This is a genomic window from Mariprofundus sp. NF (genome assembly GCF_013387455.1).
In the GTDB taxonomy this organism is placed as follows: domain Bacteria; phylum Pseudomonadota; class Zetaproteobacteria; order Mariprofundales; family Mariprofundaceae; genus Mariprofundus.
In genome coordinates this window covers 427,228-446,534 of record NZ_VWNC01000001.1, presented here as the reverse complement: position 1 = coordinate 446,534, position 19,307 = coordinate 427,228, and the positions used below count along the sequence as shown (strand labels likewise).

General features: G+C 45.8%; 18 protein-coding genes and 1 pseudogene. All 19 read right to left on the bottom strand.

The window, feature by feature from the left end:
• Window positions 1–73: 73 nt before the first annotated feature.
• Complete coding sequence (locus F3F96_RS02135) at window positions 74–1,036, bottom strand: NAD(P)-dependent oxidoreductase (protein ID WP_176961588.1); 963 nt, start codon at window positions 1,034–1,036, stop codon at window positions 74–76.
• Window positions 991–1,521 (bottom strand): dTDP-4-dehydrorhamnose 3,5-epimerase, encoded by a 531-nt coding sequence (rfbC, locus tag F3F96_RS02130; protein WP_176961587.1) that lies wholly within the window; start codon window positions 1,519–1,521, stop codon window positions 991–993. Before rfbC ends, F3F96_RS02135 begins: the two co-directional genes overlap by 46 nt.
• Complete coding sequence (locus F3F96_RS02125; RefSeq protein WP_176961586.1) at window positions 1,518–2,753, bottom strand: class I SAM-dependent methyltransferase; 1,236 nt, start codon at window positions 2,751–2,753, stop codon at window positions 1,518–1,520. The genes rfbC and F3F96_RS02125 overlap by 4 nt, the downstream gene beginning before the upstream one ends.
• Window positions 2,750–3,814: a CDP-glucose 4,6-dehydratase gene (rfbG, locus tag F3F96_RS02120; RefSeq protein WP_176961585.1), complete on the bottom strand. Its 1,065-nt coding sequence runs from the start codon at window positions 3,812–3,814 to the stop codon at window positions 2,750–2,752. Before rfbG ends, F3F96_RS02125 begins: the two co-directional genes overlap by 4 nt.
• Complete coding sequence (gene rfbF, locus F3F96_RS02115; protein ID WP_176961584.1) at window positions 3,814–4,581, bottom strand: glucose-1-phosphate cytidylyltransferase; 768 nt, start codon at window positions 4,579–4,581, stop codon at window positions 3,814–3,816. Before rfbF ends, rfbG begins: the two co-directional genes overlap by 1 nt.
• Entirely contained in the window at window positions 4,578–6,200 is a 1,623-nt protein-coding gene (locus F3F96_RS02110) for a hypothetical protein (protein ID WP_176961583.1), read from the bottom strand. Before F3F96_RS02110 ends, rfbF begins: the two co-directional genes overlap by 4 nt.
• Before the next feature lie 28 nt (window positions 6,201–6,228).
• On the bottom strand, window positions 6,229–7,137 hold the full coding sequence (locus F3F96_RS02105) for a hypothetical protein (RefSeq protein WP_176961582.1): 909 nt from the start codon (window positions 7,135–7,137) through the stop codon (window positions 6,229–6,231).
• A gap of 13 nt (window positions 7,138–7,150) precedes the next feature.
• Window positions 7,151–7,714: a GNAT family N-acetyltransferase gene (locus tag F3F96_RS02100; protein ID WP_176961581.1), complete on the bottom strand. Its 564-nt coding sequence runs from the start codon at window positions 7,712–7,714 to the stop codon at window positions 7,151–7,153.
• Window positions 7,711–8,964 (bottom strand): DegT/DnrJ/EryC1/StrS aminotransferase family protein, encoded by a 1,254-nt coding sequence (locus tag F3F96_RS02095; protein WP_176961737.1) that lies wholly within the window; start codon window positions 8,962–8,964, stop codon window positions 7,711–7,713. Before F3F96_RS02095 ends, F3F96_RS02100 begins: the two co-directional genes overlap by 4 nt.
• Window positions 8,965–8,974: 10 nt before the next feature.
• The gene (locus tag F3F96_RS02090) at window positions 8,975–9,964 is read right to left on the bottom strand and encodes a Gfo/Idh/MocA family protein (protein WP_176961580.1); all 990 of its coding nucleotides are present in this window, start codon (window positions 9,962–9,964) and stop codon (window positions 8,975–8,977) included.
• Window positions 9,965–9,968: 4 nt separating this feature from the next.
• Window positions 9,969–10,715, bottom strand: a complete 747-nt coding sequence (locus F3F96_RS02085) for a cytidylyltransferase domain-containing protein (protein WP_176961579.1) — start codon at window positions 10,713–10,715, stop codon at window positions 9,969–9,971.
• 4 nt (window positions 10,716–10,719) lie between these two features.
• Window positions 10,720–11,769, bottom strand: a complete 1,050-nt coding sequence (pseI, locus tag F3F96_RS02080; protein ID WP_176961578.1) for a pseudaminic acid synthase — start codon at window positions 11,767–11,769, stop codon at window positions 10,720–10,722.
• Window positions 11,770–11,771: 2 nt separating this feature from the next.
• The gene (gene pseH, locus F3F96_RS02075) at window positions 11,772–12,332 is read right to left on the bottom strand and encodes a UDP-4-amino-4,6-dideoxy-N-acetyl-beta-L-altrosamine N-acetyltransferase (protein WP_176961577.1); all 561 of its coding nucleotides are present in this window, start codon (window positions 12,330–12,332) and stop codon (window positions 11,772–11,774) included.
• Window positions 12,325–13,410, bottom strand: a complete 1,086-nt coding sequence (gene pseG, locus F3F96_RS02070; RefSeq protein ID WP_176961576.1) for a UDP-2,4-diacetamido-2,4,6-trideoxy-beta-L-altropyranose hydrolase — start codon at window positions 13,408–13,410, stop codon at window positions 12,325–12,327. Before pseG ends, pseH begins: the two co-directional genes overlap by 8 nt.
• Window positions 13,411–13,427: 17 nt before the next feature.
• A pseudogene (locus F3F96_RS12650) lies at window positions 13,428–15,574 on the bottom strand (aminotransferase class III-fold pyridoxal phosphate-dependent enzyme).
• Window positions 15,571–16,242 (bottom strand): trans-aconitate 2-methyltransferase, encoded by a 672-nt coding sequence (locus tag F3F96_RS02055; protein ID WP_176961573.1) that lies wholly within the window; start codon window positions 16,240–16,242, stop codon window positions 15,571–15,573. Before F3F96_RS02055 ends, F3F96_RS12650 begins: the two are co-directional and overlap by 4 nt.
• Window position 16,243: 1 nt before the next feature.
• On the bottom strand, window positions 16,244–17,122 hold the full coding sequence (locus F3F96_RS02050) for an aldo/keto reductase (RefSeq protein WP_176961572.1): 879 nt from the start codon (window positions 17,120–17,122) through the stop codon (window positions 16,244–16,246).
• 1 nt (window position 17,123) lies between these two features.
• Window positions 17,124–18,293, bottom strand: a complete 1,170-nt coding sequence (pseC, locus tag F3F96_RS02045) for a UDP-4-amino-4,6-dideoxy-N-acetyl-beta-L-altrosamine transaminase (RefSeq protein WP_176961571.1) — start codon at window positions 18,291–18,293, stop codon at window positions 17,124–17,126.
• Window positions 18,293–19,291 (bottom strand): UDP-N-acetylglucosamine 4,6-dehydratase (inverting), encoded by a 999-nt coding sequence (gene pseB, locus F3F96_RS02040; RefSeq protein ID WP_176961570.1) that lies wholly within the window; start codon window positions 19,289–19,291, stop codon window positions 18,293–18,295. The genes pseC and pseB overlap by 1 nt, the downstream gene beginning before the upstream one ends.
• Window positions 19,292–19,307: the final 16 nt, after the last annotated feature.

The window sequence follows — 19,307 nt, the reverse complement described above, 5'->3', positions numbered from 1 at the left end:
ATTCTGGTGTACAGGCACAGCCGGGCGATGCAGGAACTTCGATAGCTGCTGCGAGTTACACAAAGGGCAAGCTTTAACTGGCATTGTAATCACCCTGATTCTGTTTCCACCACCCAATCGTTTCAGACAATCCCTGCTCCAGTGAAAACGCTGGCTGCCAGTTTAATTCGTCACACAAACGGCTCACATCGGCCGTCAATACTGCAGGGTCATCCTCACGATTTGGCAGGGCACCAAATTCAATCCGTCCACGACCTTCTATCTGCTGCATGATTTCTTCACCAATCCCTCTCAGCGTGCATGATACGCCGGATGCAATATTCACAGCACCAGTCAGATCACTTTCAAGCAATGCGGCAAAAGCAGAAGCCACATCTTGCACATACATAAAGTCACGCAGTTGCCTGCCATCTGAACAAGGTACTGTTTCCTGCCGCAAAAGACCGTTGATAACAGCAGGAACAAAGCGGCCGCCCACTTCGCCGGGCCCATAGAGAAAGAAAATACGCCCCCAGGAGAAACTGACCTGATGTTGTACGCAATAACTCCGGGCAACCTGATGCAAAGCATGTTTGCCAGTTCCATACAGTGTCGCCGGATTACATGATGTTTCCTGTTCGATGCAGTGCCCTTTGCTCCAGTCGTATTCTGCACAACTACCGGCCATAAGCACACGCTTACCCCCATGCTCAACAAACGATTTCAGGAGATTCAGGCTGCACCCGACCCAATGTAAATTTTCAGCAGCGTTCCAGAACTTGCCATGCACGGTATACCAGGCCAGATGCAGCAGGTGTGTGACTTGTAACTCATGTAACAGAGCATCCACAGCCGGGTAATCCATCAAATTGACTTTGTGCCAGATCACCCCCTCAACACCCCGGGCTTCACTTAACCAGCACAACGCATGCACTTCATACCCAGCTTTAACAAGCAACGGCAATATATAACGACCGATAAATCCATCCGCACCGGTTACAAGGACCCGCTTCATTTCACAAAATCCGGATAAGTCTGATCCTTGTCCGACAAACACTGCGGCTGCTCCGGCCAGTGGATAGCAAAAGTCGGATCATCCCAGCGAATACCCGCTGCGCTACCGGGCACAAACACGGACGACATCTGATAGAACACTTCTGCATCATCAGTAAGCGTGAGAAATCCATGCGCGAAACCTTCAGGAATATACAGCGCACTTCTATTGCTTTCGTTCAATTCGACACCCTGCCATTGGCAATAGGTGGGAGAGGCTGGACGCAAATCAACAATCACATCGTAAATCGCACCACGGATGCAACGCACCAGCTTGGCCTCTTCATGGGGCGGCAACTGAAAATGCATGCCTCTCAGCGTCCCCTTGCTGCTATTATAGGAGATATTGCACTGCACCAGATTGCTGTTCAATCCATGTTCTTCAAATTCATCCCTGCACCAACTGCGGGCAAAAAAACCACGCTCGTCATTCATCGCCTCAACATCGATGAGGTAAGCACCTGCCAGTTTGGTTTGGCGGAAAATCAATCGATGACCTCAACCTGCGGAATCGGCAGTACAAACTTCGCCCCCCACTCCCGTGCATAGGCAAGCTGTCCGATCAGTTCATCTTTCAGATTCCATGGCAGGATCAGAATATAATCCGGTTTTGTCTCGGCAATGCGATCAGGATGCAAGACAGGGATATGCGTGCCCGGCAGAAGCGTACCCTGTTTATGCGGGCTGCGATCCACTGTGTAATCGATAAAATCAACGCGCACACCACAATAATTCAACAGGGTATTACCCTTGGCTGGTGCGCCATAGCCAACGATAATTTTACCGCTTCGCTTGGCCTCGATCAGGAACTCCAGCAAGCCGCGCTTGGTTTCGCGCACCTGCTCAGCGAAAGCACTGTAAACATCAGCTCCATTCAGCCCTGCTTCTATCTCTTTGGCTTTTAAAGCCACGACGGCCTGTGTAACAGGTTTGGATTGATCTGCTGCATGGCGACCATAAATACGCAGCGAACCGCCATGGGTTGGCAACTCATCAACATCAAACAGGGTTAGCCCATGTGCAGCAAATATCTGCTCCACCGTAATAAAAGAGAGATAGGAGAAGTGTTCATGATAAATCGTATCGAACTGATTATTGCGAATCTGTTGCAACAGGTGCGGAAACTCCATGGTAATCACACCATCGGATTTGAGTAGAACCTTCATGCCACCGACAAAGTCATTCAGATCCGGCACATGAGCAAGCACATTATTGCCAAGCAACAGGTCAGCATGTTTACCCTCTGCAGCCAGAGCGTTTGCTGTCTCAACACCAAAAAACTTCTCCAGCGTCGGTACATTTTTCTCTCTCGCTACTGCAGCTGTATTGGCTGTCGGCTCAATTCCAAGCACCGGCGTGCCCTGTTCAACAAAGTATTGCAGCAGATAACCATCATTACTGGCGATCTCAACCACATGACTGGCTGAATCCAGCTTCCAGCGATCGCTCATCGTTTTGACATAGCTCTTCGCATGGGCAAGCCAGCTGTCGGAATAGGATGAGAAATAGGTGTACTGATCATCGAATATATGATCAGGAGCTTCAAACGAGTCCAACTGCACCAGCCAGCAGGAGTTGCAAACATACGCATGCAGCGGGTAAAATGGCTCCATCTGGTTTGCCTTCTCAGGCCTGACATTGGCATTGGATAACGGTGACATGCCCAGATCACAGAAGCTTTGCGTAAGCTCCTCATTACAAAAACGACATTTCAAACTCATCTTGTCACCATTCCCTGAAATTCTTCAAGCTGATTCTGTGACAACAGTGCCACATCATCCCTATCATAATAGCAACGATACCATTCGGCGATCCATTTCAGTGCAAGCTCAAGATCAATAGCTGGGCGCCAGTTCAACTCATTTCTGGCCTTGCTGCAATCAAGCCGCAGGGTATGAGCCTCGTGCATATTTTCAACATCGGGCTCGACATGCCATGATGCATTTCCCCAATGCTCCACAAAATGCCCAACAATCCAGGCGACATCCTGAGTGTCAGCATCTTCAGGCCCGAAGTTCCACGCCTGAGCAAAGTCTTGCGGCTCTCTGTCCATGTGCTCCAATAACAGTAAATAACCATGTAAAGCCTCAAGAACATGTTGCCAGGGACGTACTGCACCCGGATTGCGAATGGACACAGCTTCACCTGCATGAAAAGAGCGCACCATGTCCGGCAATAGTCGGTCTGCCGACCAGTCACCACCACCAATGACGTTACCAGCTCTGGCCGTGGCAACAGCGACAGAATGATCAGCGGAGAAAAAGCTCTGACGGTAAGCAGACACTACAAGTTCCGTACAGCCCTTGCTATTTGAGTAAGGGTCATAACCACCCATCGGTTCATCTTCCTTATAACCGACATCGCGCTCTCTATTTTCATAACATTTATCACTGGTAATAACCAATACACTGCGTACTGAATCACAACTACGTATGGATTCCAGCAGGTTGACGGTTCCCATCACATTCACTTCATAAGTTTCAACCGGGTGCTGATATGAATATCTAACCAAAGCCTGGGCAGCCATGTGAATCACTACCTCTGGTTTGGCTGCAAGCATAGTCTGAGTCAGCTTCTCGCGGTCACGAATATCCCCAATAACAGAGTTCATCCCGGAAGCGACATTCGCTGCATCAAAAAGAGACGGTTCAGTTACTGGCTCCAGTGCATAACCGGTAACCTCTGCACCAAGCTGAGTTAGCCACAGACAGAGCCAACTGCCTTTAAATCCAGTATGACCTGTTACAAAAACCCGACGACCCTTCCAAAATGCTGGATTCATCACCAAACCTTCCAGGGTGCCTTGCCTGAATCCCACAACTCTTCCAGATACGTTTTATCACGCAGCGTATCCATAGGCTGCCAGAAGCCACCGTGTTTAAATGCCGCAAGCTCGCCTTCTGCTGCCAGTCCCTTCAAAGGGGCTAATTCCCATGAGGTTGCATCCCCTTCGATTCGCCCGAACACCCTGGGTGAGAGCACAAAGTAACCCCCGTTGACCCAACCACCATCACCATGCGGTTTCTCTTCAAAATCGACAATCTTCTTCCCTTGCAAATCAAGAGACCCGAAACGGCCCGGCGGCTGAACTGCTGTCACTGTTGCCAGAGCCCCCTGCTCGGCATGGAAGCGAACCAACTCAGAGATATTCACATCACTGACACCATCGCCATAGGTAAAACAAAAGTCTTCATCGCCAACATAATCTGCCACACGTTTCAAGCGACCACCTGTCATCGAAGCATCACCGGTATCCACCAACGTTACTTTCCAGGGTTCTGCCGTATTCTGATGCACCTTCATGGAGTTATCATTCATATCAAAGGTAACATCTGATGTATGCAGGAAGTAGTTGGCGAAGTACTCCTTGATCATATAACCCTTATAACCAAGGCAGATGATAAAATCGTTGATACCGTAAGCGCTGTAGCTCTTCATGATATGCCATAAAACCGGTTTCCCACCAATTTCAATCATAGGTTTGGGTTTCAAATGCGTCTCTTCACTGATTCTTGTACCAAGACCACCAGCCAAAATAACAGCCTTCACTTTGCACCCCCTATATGAGAATGGTTTAAACGAAAATCACCGGAATCAGTAAAGTTACGCAATGATTTTCTGATCCCAAGATGTTTTCCCTCTGTCCACTCTCGCAACCATATCTCATATACATTGGAAGTGAACTGTCCGTAATAACCTCCGAGCTCTTCGGTCATCTTTTCATAATCTTCAAACAGCCAGTTTTCAGTATTATATATGAACTTCATATAATAATATTCATACACTTCAGACTGATTAATTTGCAGTGATTGCACATCAAGGTTGCGGACAATTTGCTCATACTCATCCACTGTCTTTGGATGCAGATTGAAATCATAAGCAATATGCGGGTTACAATCTGAAGCATTCACCACCAGAACTCCGAGCGCTGCATACTCAAACCCGATTGTTCCATATGTGGTCAGTGCACAGCTGATCCCCTCCTCAATAAGCTGGTGGTGGGATGTGCTGGCATCAATCAATGTAAAGCGAGGGTATTTGTTGATAAAATAATCAATAATCTCGATATTGCCTGGCAAAAAATCAGGGTGGGTTTTGATGTACCAGTCGTAATCTGTCTCATTTGAAATTCTACCGAGAAAATCAAACCATTCATAAAAGTCAGGGAATAGATTATTACCATAGCTGTGCGGGCTATCGAAAAAGCAATGCGCTGCAATCAGTATTTTTTTCTTATTCGATTGCCGCAGAACAGGTTCCCCCATAGCTCTCCCGTATGCTGACTTAGTCGAGTACGCCATATCAACGCCAACCTCACCGGTAAATCGCAAGTTTATCCTTCTTTTCGCTTCTTCTATGCCTGCCTGCTGCTGTTGAGAGGGAAGCCCCGCAAAAACAGCGGGGAAATACTTATAGTCACCATAGGCAAACACATCATTTTCATCCATGCTGTACACGTGGGTGGCATTTGTCTGGTAGGCAGAAACTTTATGCTTCACAGCAATACGCAGAGGCATGGCATTGTTGTAAACACAGTGACTCACATTTACAGCTTTTACCTTATGAGTAATGAAATAATCCTGCCAATAAATAAAGAGCTCTAATGATTCACGCATAAAACGGGCGAATTGTTCACTCTTCAAGTCAATTGTCGGTAGTGAATATCTCCTGAGGAAAGTATCGTAGATCAAATCACCAATCCATACGCCTTCCACAACTAGGTTTTCAACATCCTGTTTACTTGCCAGTGAAGGGTATATCTCCTTAAAGAGCTGTGCCGCTCTGGCTATTTGTTGCTTGTTTGGATCCACTGAAACAAACGATGTAACTCCAAAAGAAGCATATATGTTTTTCACCACACGTGTACTGATAGCTCTCGAAGCTCTAATAAACGCAGCCACGAACGCATTACCATGCGGTGTATAAATTGTGGTATAGGCAACCACGTTGGCCTGATGCTTCTCTGCCAGCACATTTGCCAGATAGCTATAGGAGATTATTGCACTTTGCGCAGTATTCAACTCGAGAAGAACTTCACCATCTTGCTGGGAGTGATTTCTATTTCCCCATACGCTCTGGTTGTGCTTCATGAACAACACTTCTTGCTGATCAGCAAATAGAGAATTAAACCTGTGTAAAATACTCTTCAAGAAACCCTGCGCATTCATCGATTTTATATACTCACTTGTACATGCATTATATTTTTTTCAACTCAAGAAAGTTAAGAATACCCTCATGTGGCAAGCCGGTTGGCTTCGAGTGCCCCGGAATGCAGCAAAAGACCTTTCTTCCAGCCTCAAGCGCAATAATAAGTGCCATACTATTCATACCCACAACCATGTCAGACCAGACGCAATCCTCAATCAGGGAAGTTTCTCTACATAGGGTTATTCCCAGGCCTGACGAGTACGATTTTGCATAATGGGCATACTTGTCCGCAGGTTCAGATGGATGAGAACGAATCCGCACCTGAATTTCCCCGTCCGAATGATCAAGTACCTTTAGGTGAGAGATAAACAAATCCATCGCCTCAAATTCGGTATAACCAACCGCATCTTCTCTGCCACTGTCTTTGAGGGCATGAACAGAAACCGGTTCACAAACATACAGAATATTATAACAGCCCTTCCCGGTATCCTGTTTATCACGGCATTGATTGATCTCTTCTCTGATATCCATCATATAAGGGTTCTCAATGAGTCGAACTGGAACATCAGAAAACTTCTCTTCGGCGATATGCTGTGCATAGGTATCACCCACCCATATTTCATCAGGAAGGACCAACACATCATCAAGCTGGAATCGCTCCAGGTAGTTGCACCAATGATCAAGAAAGGAAGCAACTTTAACCTGTCGCTCTTTTGAATACCTGATGGCTTCTTTTTCCAGGTCCGATGCCCAGCTTGTTCCCGTCAAGACCATTGTGCTCTGATCAACAAGATGAACCAGGTTGCTGCAGTCAGCAAATTCAAGTCCTGTGATTTTACTCTTGAAAACTTTAATGGCGGGGCCATCAAGGATAAATCTGTAATGGTAATCCGGATTACGCCTTACCCATGCAGAGACAACTTCAGCCCCTCCCGCATCATAGCATATGACCAGCATATCGTTGCCCTTTTCAACGTTCAGGATCCAACTCTCCCTTCAGCAAACCAAACTCAACCGCATCAACGAATGATCCGTTTTCAAACAACGCCTGCCTTCGCACGCCTTCCTGCTTCATACCAAGCTTTGTCGCCAAAGCAATCATGCCAGCGTTATTTTCAGAGGTCCCACAATGAATCCTGTGCAAACCTACCTTATTGAACCCATGACTACATAAGAGGCGAGCAGCCTCTTCAGCATAGCCATGCCCCCAACAGCTCCGGTCTCCCATGATAATAGCAAACTCTGCACATCGATTATAACGGTCAATAGATTGCAGGCTTATATTGCCAATATGCCGATGGTCCTCTTTGAGAAAAACTGCCCATACAAGATGACTGCCTGAGGACTGAAGCATATCAATATACTCCTCCAGACGCTGGCGGGTACTGGGAAAGACACCATGCGAATTGAAGCGACACACTTCCTGATCATTAAACCAGTGGAGATAGGGACCATCTATATCGGCTTTGCAGAGACCTCGAAAATAAAGCCTGTCTGTTTCACTTATCACAGCCTGCTCTTCAGACGTATTCATATGCCATCCATATGGCGCCATACCTTGTGAAAAGCTTCAATAACCGAATCAACATCTTCATCAGTAAATTCATACAGACACATTGGCAGGCACAGGAAAGATTCATCATGCAACTTTTCAGCCACAGGACAAATACCCTTGTCATAACTCACATCAGACTCTTCACCATCCATCCGCCACGGAAAGCCTCTGCTACCGTAAGCTATCTTCTTCTGAAAAATCGGGAGCAGATGAACGTTTTGATAACCACCGGAAATACTCACCCCTTCAGCTGATAACACCTCAACCAGACGAGTCCGGGACACGCCTGTAAGCTCAGCATCGTATACAAGCGGATAAACATAATAGACATGTGTACAATCAGACTTCACTACTGGCGTGCGCAGTCCTTTCAGGCCTGCAAGACCCTCAGACATTCGATCTGCAACATAAATACTGCGATTAACCTGTTTATCCAGCTTCTTCAATTGCTCTATGCCAATGGCGGCCTCAATTTCACCCATACGGAAATTAAAACCCAGCATATTCACAAGGTTGTCTACGCCTTTATCTTCCACAACAGCCTCTGCATGGTTGCGGATCAACTGCATCCTTTCTGCCAAAGAAGCATCATTGGTGACGCAGACGCCCCCCTCACCCGTATGGATATGTTTGTGATAGTTCAAACTGAACACACCAACATCAGCCACTGTGCCAGCAAAGCGACCTTTATAATATGCTCCGGGAGCCTGGGCCACATCTTCAATCACCTTTAAATTATTGCGTGCAGCAATCGCCATGATTTCATCCAGCATCGCAGGATGTCCGAAGATATCCGTAACCATAATCGCCTTGGTTTTTTTGCTAATATTTTTTTCAATGGATACCGGGTCCAGATTAAATGTATCCGCCTCAATATCGGCGAATACTGGAATGGCATTCCAAACAAGAATCGACGTGGCTGATGCACACATCGTCCATGGACTAACGATCACTTCATCACCCGGCTCTAGCCCCAGTGCTCCGAGAGAAGCCATCAAACCTGAGGTATTTGAATTGACCGTCACTGCATGCTCAGCATTAAAATACTGGCGCCAGGCATGCTCAAAAGCCCTGATTTTTGATCCGCCGTAAAAGTCTTCGTCCCAACAGCCAAGAAACTGGGAAAGCACACCAGTTTCAATCACTGATTTAGCAGCCTCAAGCTCCTCACCACCAATCACATTATACCGTTTCAACTCATGCTTCACTGCGGGGCTACCGCCAAACATTGCCAAACTATTACGATTCACACTCAATCCTTTTCATTCCCATTTCTGCCAACTGATGCGTAATTTTCAACCCCGCAAGGGCGCGCTTTCCGTCGACCAAGCTACCTCGATCCTTTACGGCATCAACCAAACTATTCAATGCATCCAGCATGGCCATATCAAGCCCCATATTTTGGTCAGACAATCTTTCGAGCTCTTTATGCCCACTTGCTGTACTTTTATCTTTAACTTTTCTAATGCGAAGTATCTGACCGCTTTCAGTTAAGGATAGTATTGATGTTTCAGTATATACATGAAGTTCGAATATACTGTAATCGTTTTCGTTAAATCCCAGGAAATAAACTGGCATGGCATCAAACATCAGCAACGCATCTACAGTTGGATCAGTTACTTTATAATCCACCTTGGCAGAAAGAACGCGCAGATCATCCGGCACCCCGAACCAGTCAATAAGCAAATCCATGGCATGAGAGCCATTATGAATAATGCCTTTTGTATAGTGCACAACCACCTTCTGTATCTCGCCATAAGCCCCGGAAACCAGGTCAGATTTCAACGCCTTATATGCAGGAGTGAAATTGCGCTGGAAGTTCACCAGCAACACTTTGCCTGCCTTCTGAAACGCTTCAACCAACGCCTCACACCCTTTAGGTAAAAGAGAAAGAGGTTTTTCACACCATACTCCCATGACCGAAGGTGTAGCCAGGCACAAACGCAAATAATCTTCATGAGTTTCATCGGGTGAGCATATGCTCACCAGATCAGGCTGTACGACTGTCAGCATTTCCTGCACATCATCATATACTTCAGCTACATCCCAACGCTTGGCAAAGGATTCAGCCTTCTTACTATCCGCATCGGCAACAGCCATCAGTGTTACGTCAGAAGATGTTTGATATGCCATAGCATGAGTCTGAATAACTCCGGGGATTGGCTCCTGATCATATCCGCCAGCAACAAAACCACATCCGATGACAACAGCCGAGAGTTGATACGACATCAGACTAACCAGTTACTGGTCGATGCCTGTGCATCGAAAAGCCCGGATCATCAAGCAGCTTTAATATCTTCGAAAGACCAAAATATGGGTCTTCTGCATACAGAGCCTGATAGATTGCAGAGATAAATGCATAATCCTCGGCTGTATCCAGGTCCAGACGCAACCCTGGCCAGAGATGCTCACCAGACGGCTGCAGATAGTGCAACTTATAAGGGCTACCCTGCTGGTAAATGGGAAGGGAAACATGCTCTCTGGCATCAGGGTCATCCCGGTGACTGGCATCCACCTCGGAGAGTACAGAGGTTGCAAAAACCTGTGTCTCCAAACCGCTTGGATAAGAACCGGTATCAATGCACACATAATCAGAACCTGAGTCAAAATATGCATCAATACAGCGCGCAGAAATTTGTGGATCCAGTAATGGACAATCTGCTGTTATCTCTACAATCACATCAACAGAAAAGGTCTTCGCAGCGCCAAGAACCCTGCCAAGAACATCGGATTCCGATCCCCTGTAACAGAGCACTCCCAACTGCTCTGCCAGAGCATGCACCGGATCGTCATCAAAGTTATATGTTGTCGCTATCACAATATCATCGATAGTTTCAACCTGACGCAAGCGATCAACGAGATGCTGCAGAGCAGGCTTTCCACAAACATCCATCAATACCTTTCCGGGCAGACGACTGGAAGTCATGCGGGCTTCAATGATTGCAGCGATGCGTTTGGGTTTTGAGAAACTTGAATTCATCCAATCACCCCAGGAAATCCCAACTCATGGGAGTTCCTCGTCTAACATCTTGATTCACCCTGTTTCCTAACAGCACGTCGTAATACTTCGGAGGCAGACCCATTCCCGGGCGTATACAACGTAAGTTTCTTGATGTAAGTACATCCCCCGCCTTAAGATTCTCTGCAATATAAATCGATCTTCTAAACAGGAGAGACTGCTTCTCTTTCTCTGTCGTTCCATAGCGAATGTTCCCCAGCGCTTGCCATGCACGATCGCTCTCGACAGCCAGCAATTTCATTTCTGCGGGCTCCATTGAAAATGCACTATCTACACCGCCGTCAGCACGGCTCAAGGTAAAATGCTTCTCAATAACCGTCGCACCTAGCGCAACACTCGCTACGGAAACCCCCACCCCCATCGTGTGATCGGACAAACCAACCTCGCAATCGAAGAGCTCGCGCATATGTGGAATGGTAAGTATATTGGTGTTTTCCGGCGATGCTGGATAGGTACTGGTGCACTTAAGCAGAATCAAATCCTTGCAGCCCGCCTCACGTGCTGCCCGGACTGTTTCATCCATTTCGGCGACCGTTGCCATGCCCGTAGAAATAATCATTGGCTTACCTGTAGCCGCAACTTTTCGAATCAGAGGAATATCGGTGTTCTCAAATGAAGCAATCTTGTAACAAGACACATCCAACTCTTCGAGAAAGTCCACTGAGGTTTCATCAAATGGTGTGGAAAACCCGATCATGCCAAGCTCACGACAGCGCTCAAAAATCGGCTTATGCCACTCCCATGGTGTATAGGCCTCCTGATAGAGCTTATAGAGTGAACTGCCCTTCCATAAAGAATTTGGATCAGAAATAAAAAACTCACCTTCATCCAGGTCCAGTGTCATCGTATCAGGTGTATAGGTCTGGATTTTCAGTGCATGCGCCCCTGTCTTTGCTGCAGCATCAACGATCTCCAGCGCACGTTCCAGAGACTGATTATGATTCCCGGACATCTCAGCGATGATAAAAGGGGGGTGCTTTTGCCCAATATTTTTATTCCCAATATTCAATGTCATTTCTACCCATGCCTTTTGCCAAACAGGCGTTTTTTATATATCTCTCGTTCAACTATCCAATTTTCACCAAATTTTGCTAAGCACACAATGTCTTCATACTTACCATTTTTCAAATAGTGTTTAAGGAATCGCCCCTCCTGAATAAACCCAAACTTTTCATGCAGTTTTATTACGCTCCCATTAAATGCAAAGACCTCACAACACAGCTTCCTTATTTCGAGAGTAGTAAAAGCATAATCAAGGGCAAAAAACTCCATTACCGAACCAGCACCACGTGGCGCATCACCTTCACCCAAATAAAAAGCCCAATAACAACGTCCGTTAACGGTACTAATACCTGTAAATGAGGCAAAACCAATCGCTTCACCTTCATGAGAGAAGATCAAATTACAGACGGAAGCATCTTTCTCTACATGCTCAAACCATATTTCATGCTCTTGCTGTGATATGACATGATCGTTATACATATTGCAGCGCACTCTTTCAGAATTACGCCATTGCAAGATTCGATCTTTGTCATTGATTTCAATTGGGCGAATTGAAAAACTATCGTAATTAAACATCGTGACCAACCACTACCTCTACGACACCACTATGCTTTGACACAGGTACGAGCTTTAATGAGGCCACTGACAATTTATATCGCAACTCCACATCCTCCATAAGCTTTCTAATTTCATAGGATAACTTTTCATTTGTGACCAGCTTAGCATCACCGAGATTAATTAATACGCCAGCAGCCTCTAAATCCTTGGCTGCTTCATTTTGATTTTCAGCAAGCACCATAATAACTGAAGGTAACCCCATCGAACAACGCTCCCAAGTTGACGAACCACCTGCACCTATCGCCAAATCGGCAGTTGCCATCAGTTCAGCCATTTTATCGGTTTGTATATGACAAACAAATCCGTGCAACGCGCAAGAACTTTTAATTTCCTCACAGCAGGGATGCTGTGCACCAATCACCACATCGACATTCAGGCCAGAAATGCCGATTTCTGATAATACCTTAATAGTGCGGCCAGTATAGTCGTCAGCATCTACCCCACCGAAGAACACCAGCACATGTACAACAGGACCTCTGCGCGGTTTAATTTGCCCGTGCAGTTTTCGAAACTCCTCTCGAAGGAGTGCATAGCCGGGGCCCAGCAACAAGCGGCAATGCGCAGGCACCTTGCCGATGTAACGAAGATCCATATCTGCGTAGAAGTTCTGGTCCAGCAGAACATCGCAGTCATGCTTGCGGTCCGCCAAATCATCAATAACTAACATTTTGCAATCGAGCGCTCCACGCAGTGTTGTTTCCCATCGTTGATCAATACCGTAATGATCAACGATCACCCAGTCCCAGGTTTTATCAGACAATGCTTGAATCATATCTTGCGCATCCTGATCCTGACTAACCCCGAGCCAGTGCGCATGTGCCAAATCATCAGCCACATGCATATCTTCCATAACATCATACAATGCCAACTCAATTGTTTTGCTTGTTAACATATCACGCAAATGCACGGGTAGATGACGGCAAACGAATCGAACGTGCATGCCCCGCTGCTGTAGCGTTTCAGCCAAAGTCAGGCAGCGCATAAAATGGCCGGTACCTATTTGGCTGGAGGCATCAACGCGTATGGCAACTTTCATTTGCTGCACTTCGGAGTTCAATTTAACCGCTTAAAACCACCGTGACACACAGGTCCTTTTAAAAGGCTCATCACATCTTTTCCATCTTCACACTCTTTAATTAAAGAAAATATTGGCTCCAATGCCTCAAAATAACCATCAACTACTTCATGAGAGTGCTCAGTACACACATAAACACTATTTGCTGCCAAATAACCCTTTGCCAACATCTCCTGAGTCAATAATGTTTTATATGCCAATACATTTTCACTCGTAAAGCTAAAACCCGTTAAAGAGGGCAAACCCCAAGTATTTATACCCAGTTCATATTTTTCAGCTAATTTTTTCCATCTGGAAGTAATATCCAAACCTGTTGCCGTTATTTTCTCCCAAGACTTTTCTCGCTCCATAACTTCCAGTGTTTTTAACGCAGCCGTTGGCCCAACACGCTCTGTCCAGAACGTACTGCTTATAAAGGTTTGCTGAGCCGCCTGCATAAACTCCTTCTTACCGATACATGCTGATATAGCAAAACCATTACCTAATGCTTTCGCAAAAATAGCGATATCTGGCTCAACCTGATATTTTTTATGCAACCCTCCAAAGGTTTCTCTAAACCCTGATGTGCATTCATCAAAAATTAAGGCTATGCCATGTTTTGTTGCAAGCTTACGCACTTTCTGTAAAAAGTTATCTTCAGGGCCTTCATTTCGAGACACTTCCATTTTTATTGCCGCGATTTGATCAGGATTTGAATCAATAAGACCTTGTAGCTGCTCAAGATCGTTATAATTAAATGGAAGAGTAGTGCCTGTTAACCCCCTTGGTACGCCATTTGGTTGCAGGCCTGGCAACAAATGTCCATCCAGGTTTTTATCACTATTCAAGTTCGTTGATAAATACCAATCATGCCAACCATGGTATCCGCAAATTGCGATCTTATCTCTTCCAGTTGCAGCCCTGGCAATACGTATCGCGATAGAGTTAATTTCACCGCCGGCCCTGGCTAACCTCACCATGTCTGCCCACGGGTGCATATCAATCAGTTTCTCTGCAAGATATACCTCTTCAGGACAGCTAAAGGTAGACATATTACCATTTCTTACTGTTTGGATTACCGCTTCATCCACTTCCGGATGACCATAGCCTAAGGTATTAGTGCCAATGCCCATAATCGACATATCAATGAACTCGTTATCATCTAAATCCCAAACTTTACAACCTTTTGATTTACTGAAATACGACGGCCAAAGATCAGGCAGAAACATTTCAGGTCGCTTCGATAGCAGCATCGTACCGCCGGGAATAACATTCTTTGCTCTTTTATATAGCTTTTGGCCTGTGCCCATGATGACTCCTTAACTCTTAATCAAGTGCTGCTTAATATTTAAATGACAATATTCACTCATGTTTACATCTCTTTTTTATGCTCAACACCATCATCTAATAGTGACTTCTGATATCCTTCATTTCGCTCTATATGAGTGTTTATAGCTTTTAACACAGGGTGTTCCTCGAGAAGTTCCAGCACATCATGCATGTTAAACTCCGGCTTTTCCGGATATAGCCTCTGATAAATTTCAGTGACCAATTCAAAATCACGCGCCTCGTCTACCGTCCACCGAAGATGGGACAGGTTTTCTCCAGAGTGATAATAGTTCGAGATTTTAAATCGCTCTGGGTGCTGATAAATATATGGGGTAACGTGTTCGCGTTGAGACTTTAACTCAGCATTGCTCCAGGCCTCTTTTAAGGCCTCATAACGAATCACCTCAACATCCAGTCCATCGGGGAACGTCGGATGAATACAGTTTGATGTATAGTCATTCTGATTCAACAGATGCATTTGAATAACACCATCAATCACGTCCGGATCTGCCAATGGGCAATCACCAGTTAATCTGACCACATGATCAGGCCCTTGCATAACCGTAGCCTGATAAAAGCGATCAAGCACATCATCAAGACTCCCCCTGAAACAACTGATGTTTAAGGAGTCGCACAGCGTTTCAATCGCATCATCTGATGCCCCATCACTCGTGGCAACGACAAGTTGATCAATTCGATTTGAACGCATTACACGCTCGATCTGCCTGACCAGCATAGGCTTACCAAACAAAGGAAGCAGAACCTTATTTGGCAGGCGCGTAGATGATAGTCTTGCTTGTAAAATAGCCAGGATCATTCGCTTTCCATGTAATAGTCAGACAAAGATTTAGCCAATAAAGAGCACACTGCACGTGATGAAGCATCCGTCTCAGCCAGTGATTTTGATTTATCATCATGATTAAACAGTTTACGCACAGCTTCCTGATATGTCCCCAAGGACTTAAACAGCTGAGGGTAATCCTGCTTATAAGTATAAACGCCTTGATCCACATGGTGATATATTCTTCGCTGAGGCATATCCGGTAAAAAATCACCCAATAACAAGTAACCTCCATCATTCACAACTCTGTCGATTTCAGAGACTGATCTTATCAAAGAGCTGCGATCCACCCAATGTAGCACAAAATTGACAATTACGAGATCAAAGCTTTTCTCAAACGGAATCTCTGACAACAACCCATGAGTCAAGGTGATTCCCGGATAACGTTTTTTGCCATCTTCTATGGCTGCCAGACTGGCATCCATGCCGGAAAAAGTTGCATCAGGAAACATCTCGGAGAGCAAATTTAGCCTCCAGCCATTAGCACATCCCACCTCAAGAACAGATTTAACTTCAGCCAGCTGTAATGACTCTTTTAGAATTTGAAAAGGGAGATCATCACCTCTGTTCTGACATATACTTTGTTTATTCCGCTCAAACCATGAATCCCCTTCACCGGAATAAAAAACCTCATCCTGAATCATGTTACAACTCCCATCTCGAAGGGTTTAAAACCCTGTCATCCTGAATAGAGAATTGAAAGAAATCGGACACATCCACCTCCAACGAAGAGGCCATAACAATCTCCTTAAGTTGATCAAGATTATTCACACCGCATATTACTGAGTCGACCTCATCCAGTGCGGATACAAACGCAAGTGAGCCTGCAAGCAACGACATCCCCTTTTTATCCAGGAAGACCCTGTAGCCGATCAAGTGCTCACGAACAGATGAAAAGTAAGGGTGCAACGAGGCAGGGTCCATCATCAACAGCCCCTGCAAAAAAGCAGATCTTGCATGAACTTCAACGCCGGATTGATGCACAGATGCCAGATAACCTCCTTCCAGAAGGCGTTGATCCAGTACGCTGACCGGCACCTGAATCAGATCAATTTCGAAAGCCTGAAGAACCCGGTCCAGTGTCTCCCGGTCATATGCAGAAACTCCGATCTTTTTTACCTGCCCGGATAACTTGAACGCACACAACTGCTCATACAAATCTGAACCACCCTCTTTAAGAAGATCGCTCGCCTGATGTAATAGCAAACCATGCACACTGTCCCGATGTAATTTTTCTAATGATTGATCCAAAATGCCTTGCGCAGATGCAACATCATGTCTGGAAATTACGGCATTCGTAAAAGGTGGAAGCTTGGTTACAATAGAGAAACATGCCTCTGGCGGAGTTTCACTCCCGATAACAGATTCACTCTGCCCATATGCTGCGGCAGTATCTACAACAGTAATGCCAAGCTCCCAGGCATACTGAAGAATCCGTTTTACTTCTTCCCTGTCCGTTTTTCCAGAAGGATTCGAAACCCCGTAATCCACGCCAAACTGAACGGTGCCAAGGCCAACTTTCATCTCAACACGCCGCTTTTCGCATGGCTTCCACCACCTGATCCTGCTGAGTTTCACTCATTGTCGGATACATCGGTATACTGATAGCTTCTGAGTAGTATCGCTCCGCTTCGGGACAATATCCTTCTCTGAAGCCCATCTTTTCATAGTAAGGCTGTAGATAAACAGGGATGTAATGCAAGTTTACAAGTATCCCTTGCGCACGTATTTCTTCATAAACTTGGCGATGCGTCTTTTTGATTTCAGCCAATTTCAAACGCACCGGGTAAAGATGAAAACTGGAATAGCTGTCCGCATGCTGCCAGGGCTTCATGACAGGCAAATCATCCAGCATTTCATCATAGCGCCGGGCTATATCATGTCGTTTACTGATAAAAACGTCCAGTCTCTGCATCTGGCTCAGGCCTAGCGCAGCCTGAATATCTGTCATACGGTAGTTGAAACCCAACTCTATCTGCTGATAGTTCCAGATCTCTTCTGGTGGCCGAGCGTGCATATCTGCCGCATCACTGGTGATACCATGACAGCGCAACAGCTCCATTTTTTTTGCCAGTCCGGCATCGTTAGTGATGGCCATGCCACCCTCGCCTGTTGTAATGATCTTGACCGGGTGGAAACTGAATACGGTGATATCACTATAACAGCAATTGCCAATGGGCTTGCCACGATACTTCCCGCCAATGGCATGCGAAGCATCTTCAATGATTTTGAACCCATATTTCTGGCCCAAAGCATATAAAGAAGCCATATCGCAGGACTGGCCACAGAGATGCACAGGTATCACAACTTTAGGTAGCTTTCCTGCCTGCTCAGCTTGTAGTAATTTTTCAGCCAGATTCGGCATACTCATATTGTAAGTGAGCGGATCAATATCAATGAAATCTACAGTCGCCTCGCAATAGAGTGCGCAATTGGCACTTGCGACAAAGGTGACAGGGGTTGTCCAAACCACATCATTCGGACCTATCTCCAATGCCAGACATGCGATATGCAGAGCACTGGTGGCACTATTCACAGCTACAGCATGTTGAGCACTACAGTAATCGGCAACACTCTTTTCAAATGAGGGAACGGCCGGGCCCTGCGTCAAAAAATCTGAACGCAATACATCCACAACAGTCTGGATGTCAGCTTCAGAAATATCCTGTCGCCCATAAGGAATTACGCCTGTCATTAAATTTCCCCTATTTTTCTCCTGTGTTCTTCAATCCACCGCCGCAAGCTTGCAACATCCATCCACTCTTTATTGTTGTCCGATGCGTATGAAAAACCTTCCGCCACCTTGACTCCATTCTTAATTCGCGTCGGGTCTTCACTCCATTCATGGATAGCCGGTAATATTTTATAATGCTCAGGATATTCGTAAGTGAAATATGAGTCTTCACTGCTAATCATCTGCTCATGCAGCTTCTCTCCCGGGCGAATACCAACGATGTCCTGCGTTGCCTCAGGAGCAACAGCTTGAGCTATATCTATCAGGTTCATTGATGGAATCTTTTTAACATAGACCTCTCCACCAACCATGTCTTCAAAAGCATGCCATACAAGCTCTACCCCTTGTTCAAGGGTAATCATAAACCGGGTCATGCGTGAATCCGTGATCGGTAAGTGTCCTGATTCAGCAAGACTAAGAAAAAAAGGAATCACCGAACCTCTCGATCCCATAACATTTCCATATCGAACAACTGAAAACTTTGTGTCATTACCGCCAGCATATGAATTCCCTGCGATAAAAAGCTTATCGGATGCAAGTTTGGTGGCACCGTATAAATTTGCAGGGCTACTTGCCTTATCTGTCGATAACGCGACAACGCGCTTCACACCTTGATCAATACAAGCATCGATCAGGTTCATCGCACCATTAATATTGGTTTTCACACACTCAAAAGGATTATATTCAGCGGTCGGTACAATTTTTGTCGCTGCCGCATGAACAACGTAATCGACACCATTGAGAGCACGATGCAAGCGCTCTTTATCCCTGACATCTCCAATGAAAAAACGCACCCTGGGGTCATTGCCATACAGCTTGGCCATCTCCCATTGCTTCATCTCGTCCCGAGAAAATATAATTAATTTCTTCGGATTAAACCTCTCCAGTGTCATCGGTACAAAAGTGTGACCGAAAGAACCTGTACCACCGGTAATCAATATTGTTTCATCATTGAACATAGTGTGTCTGCCTGTC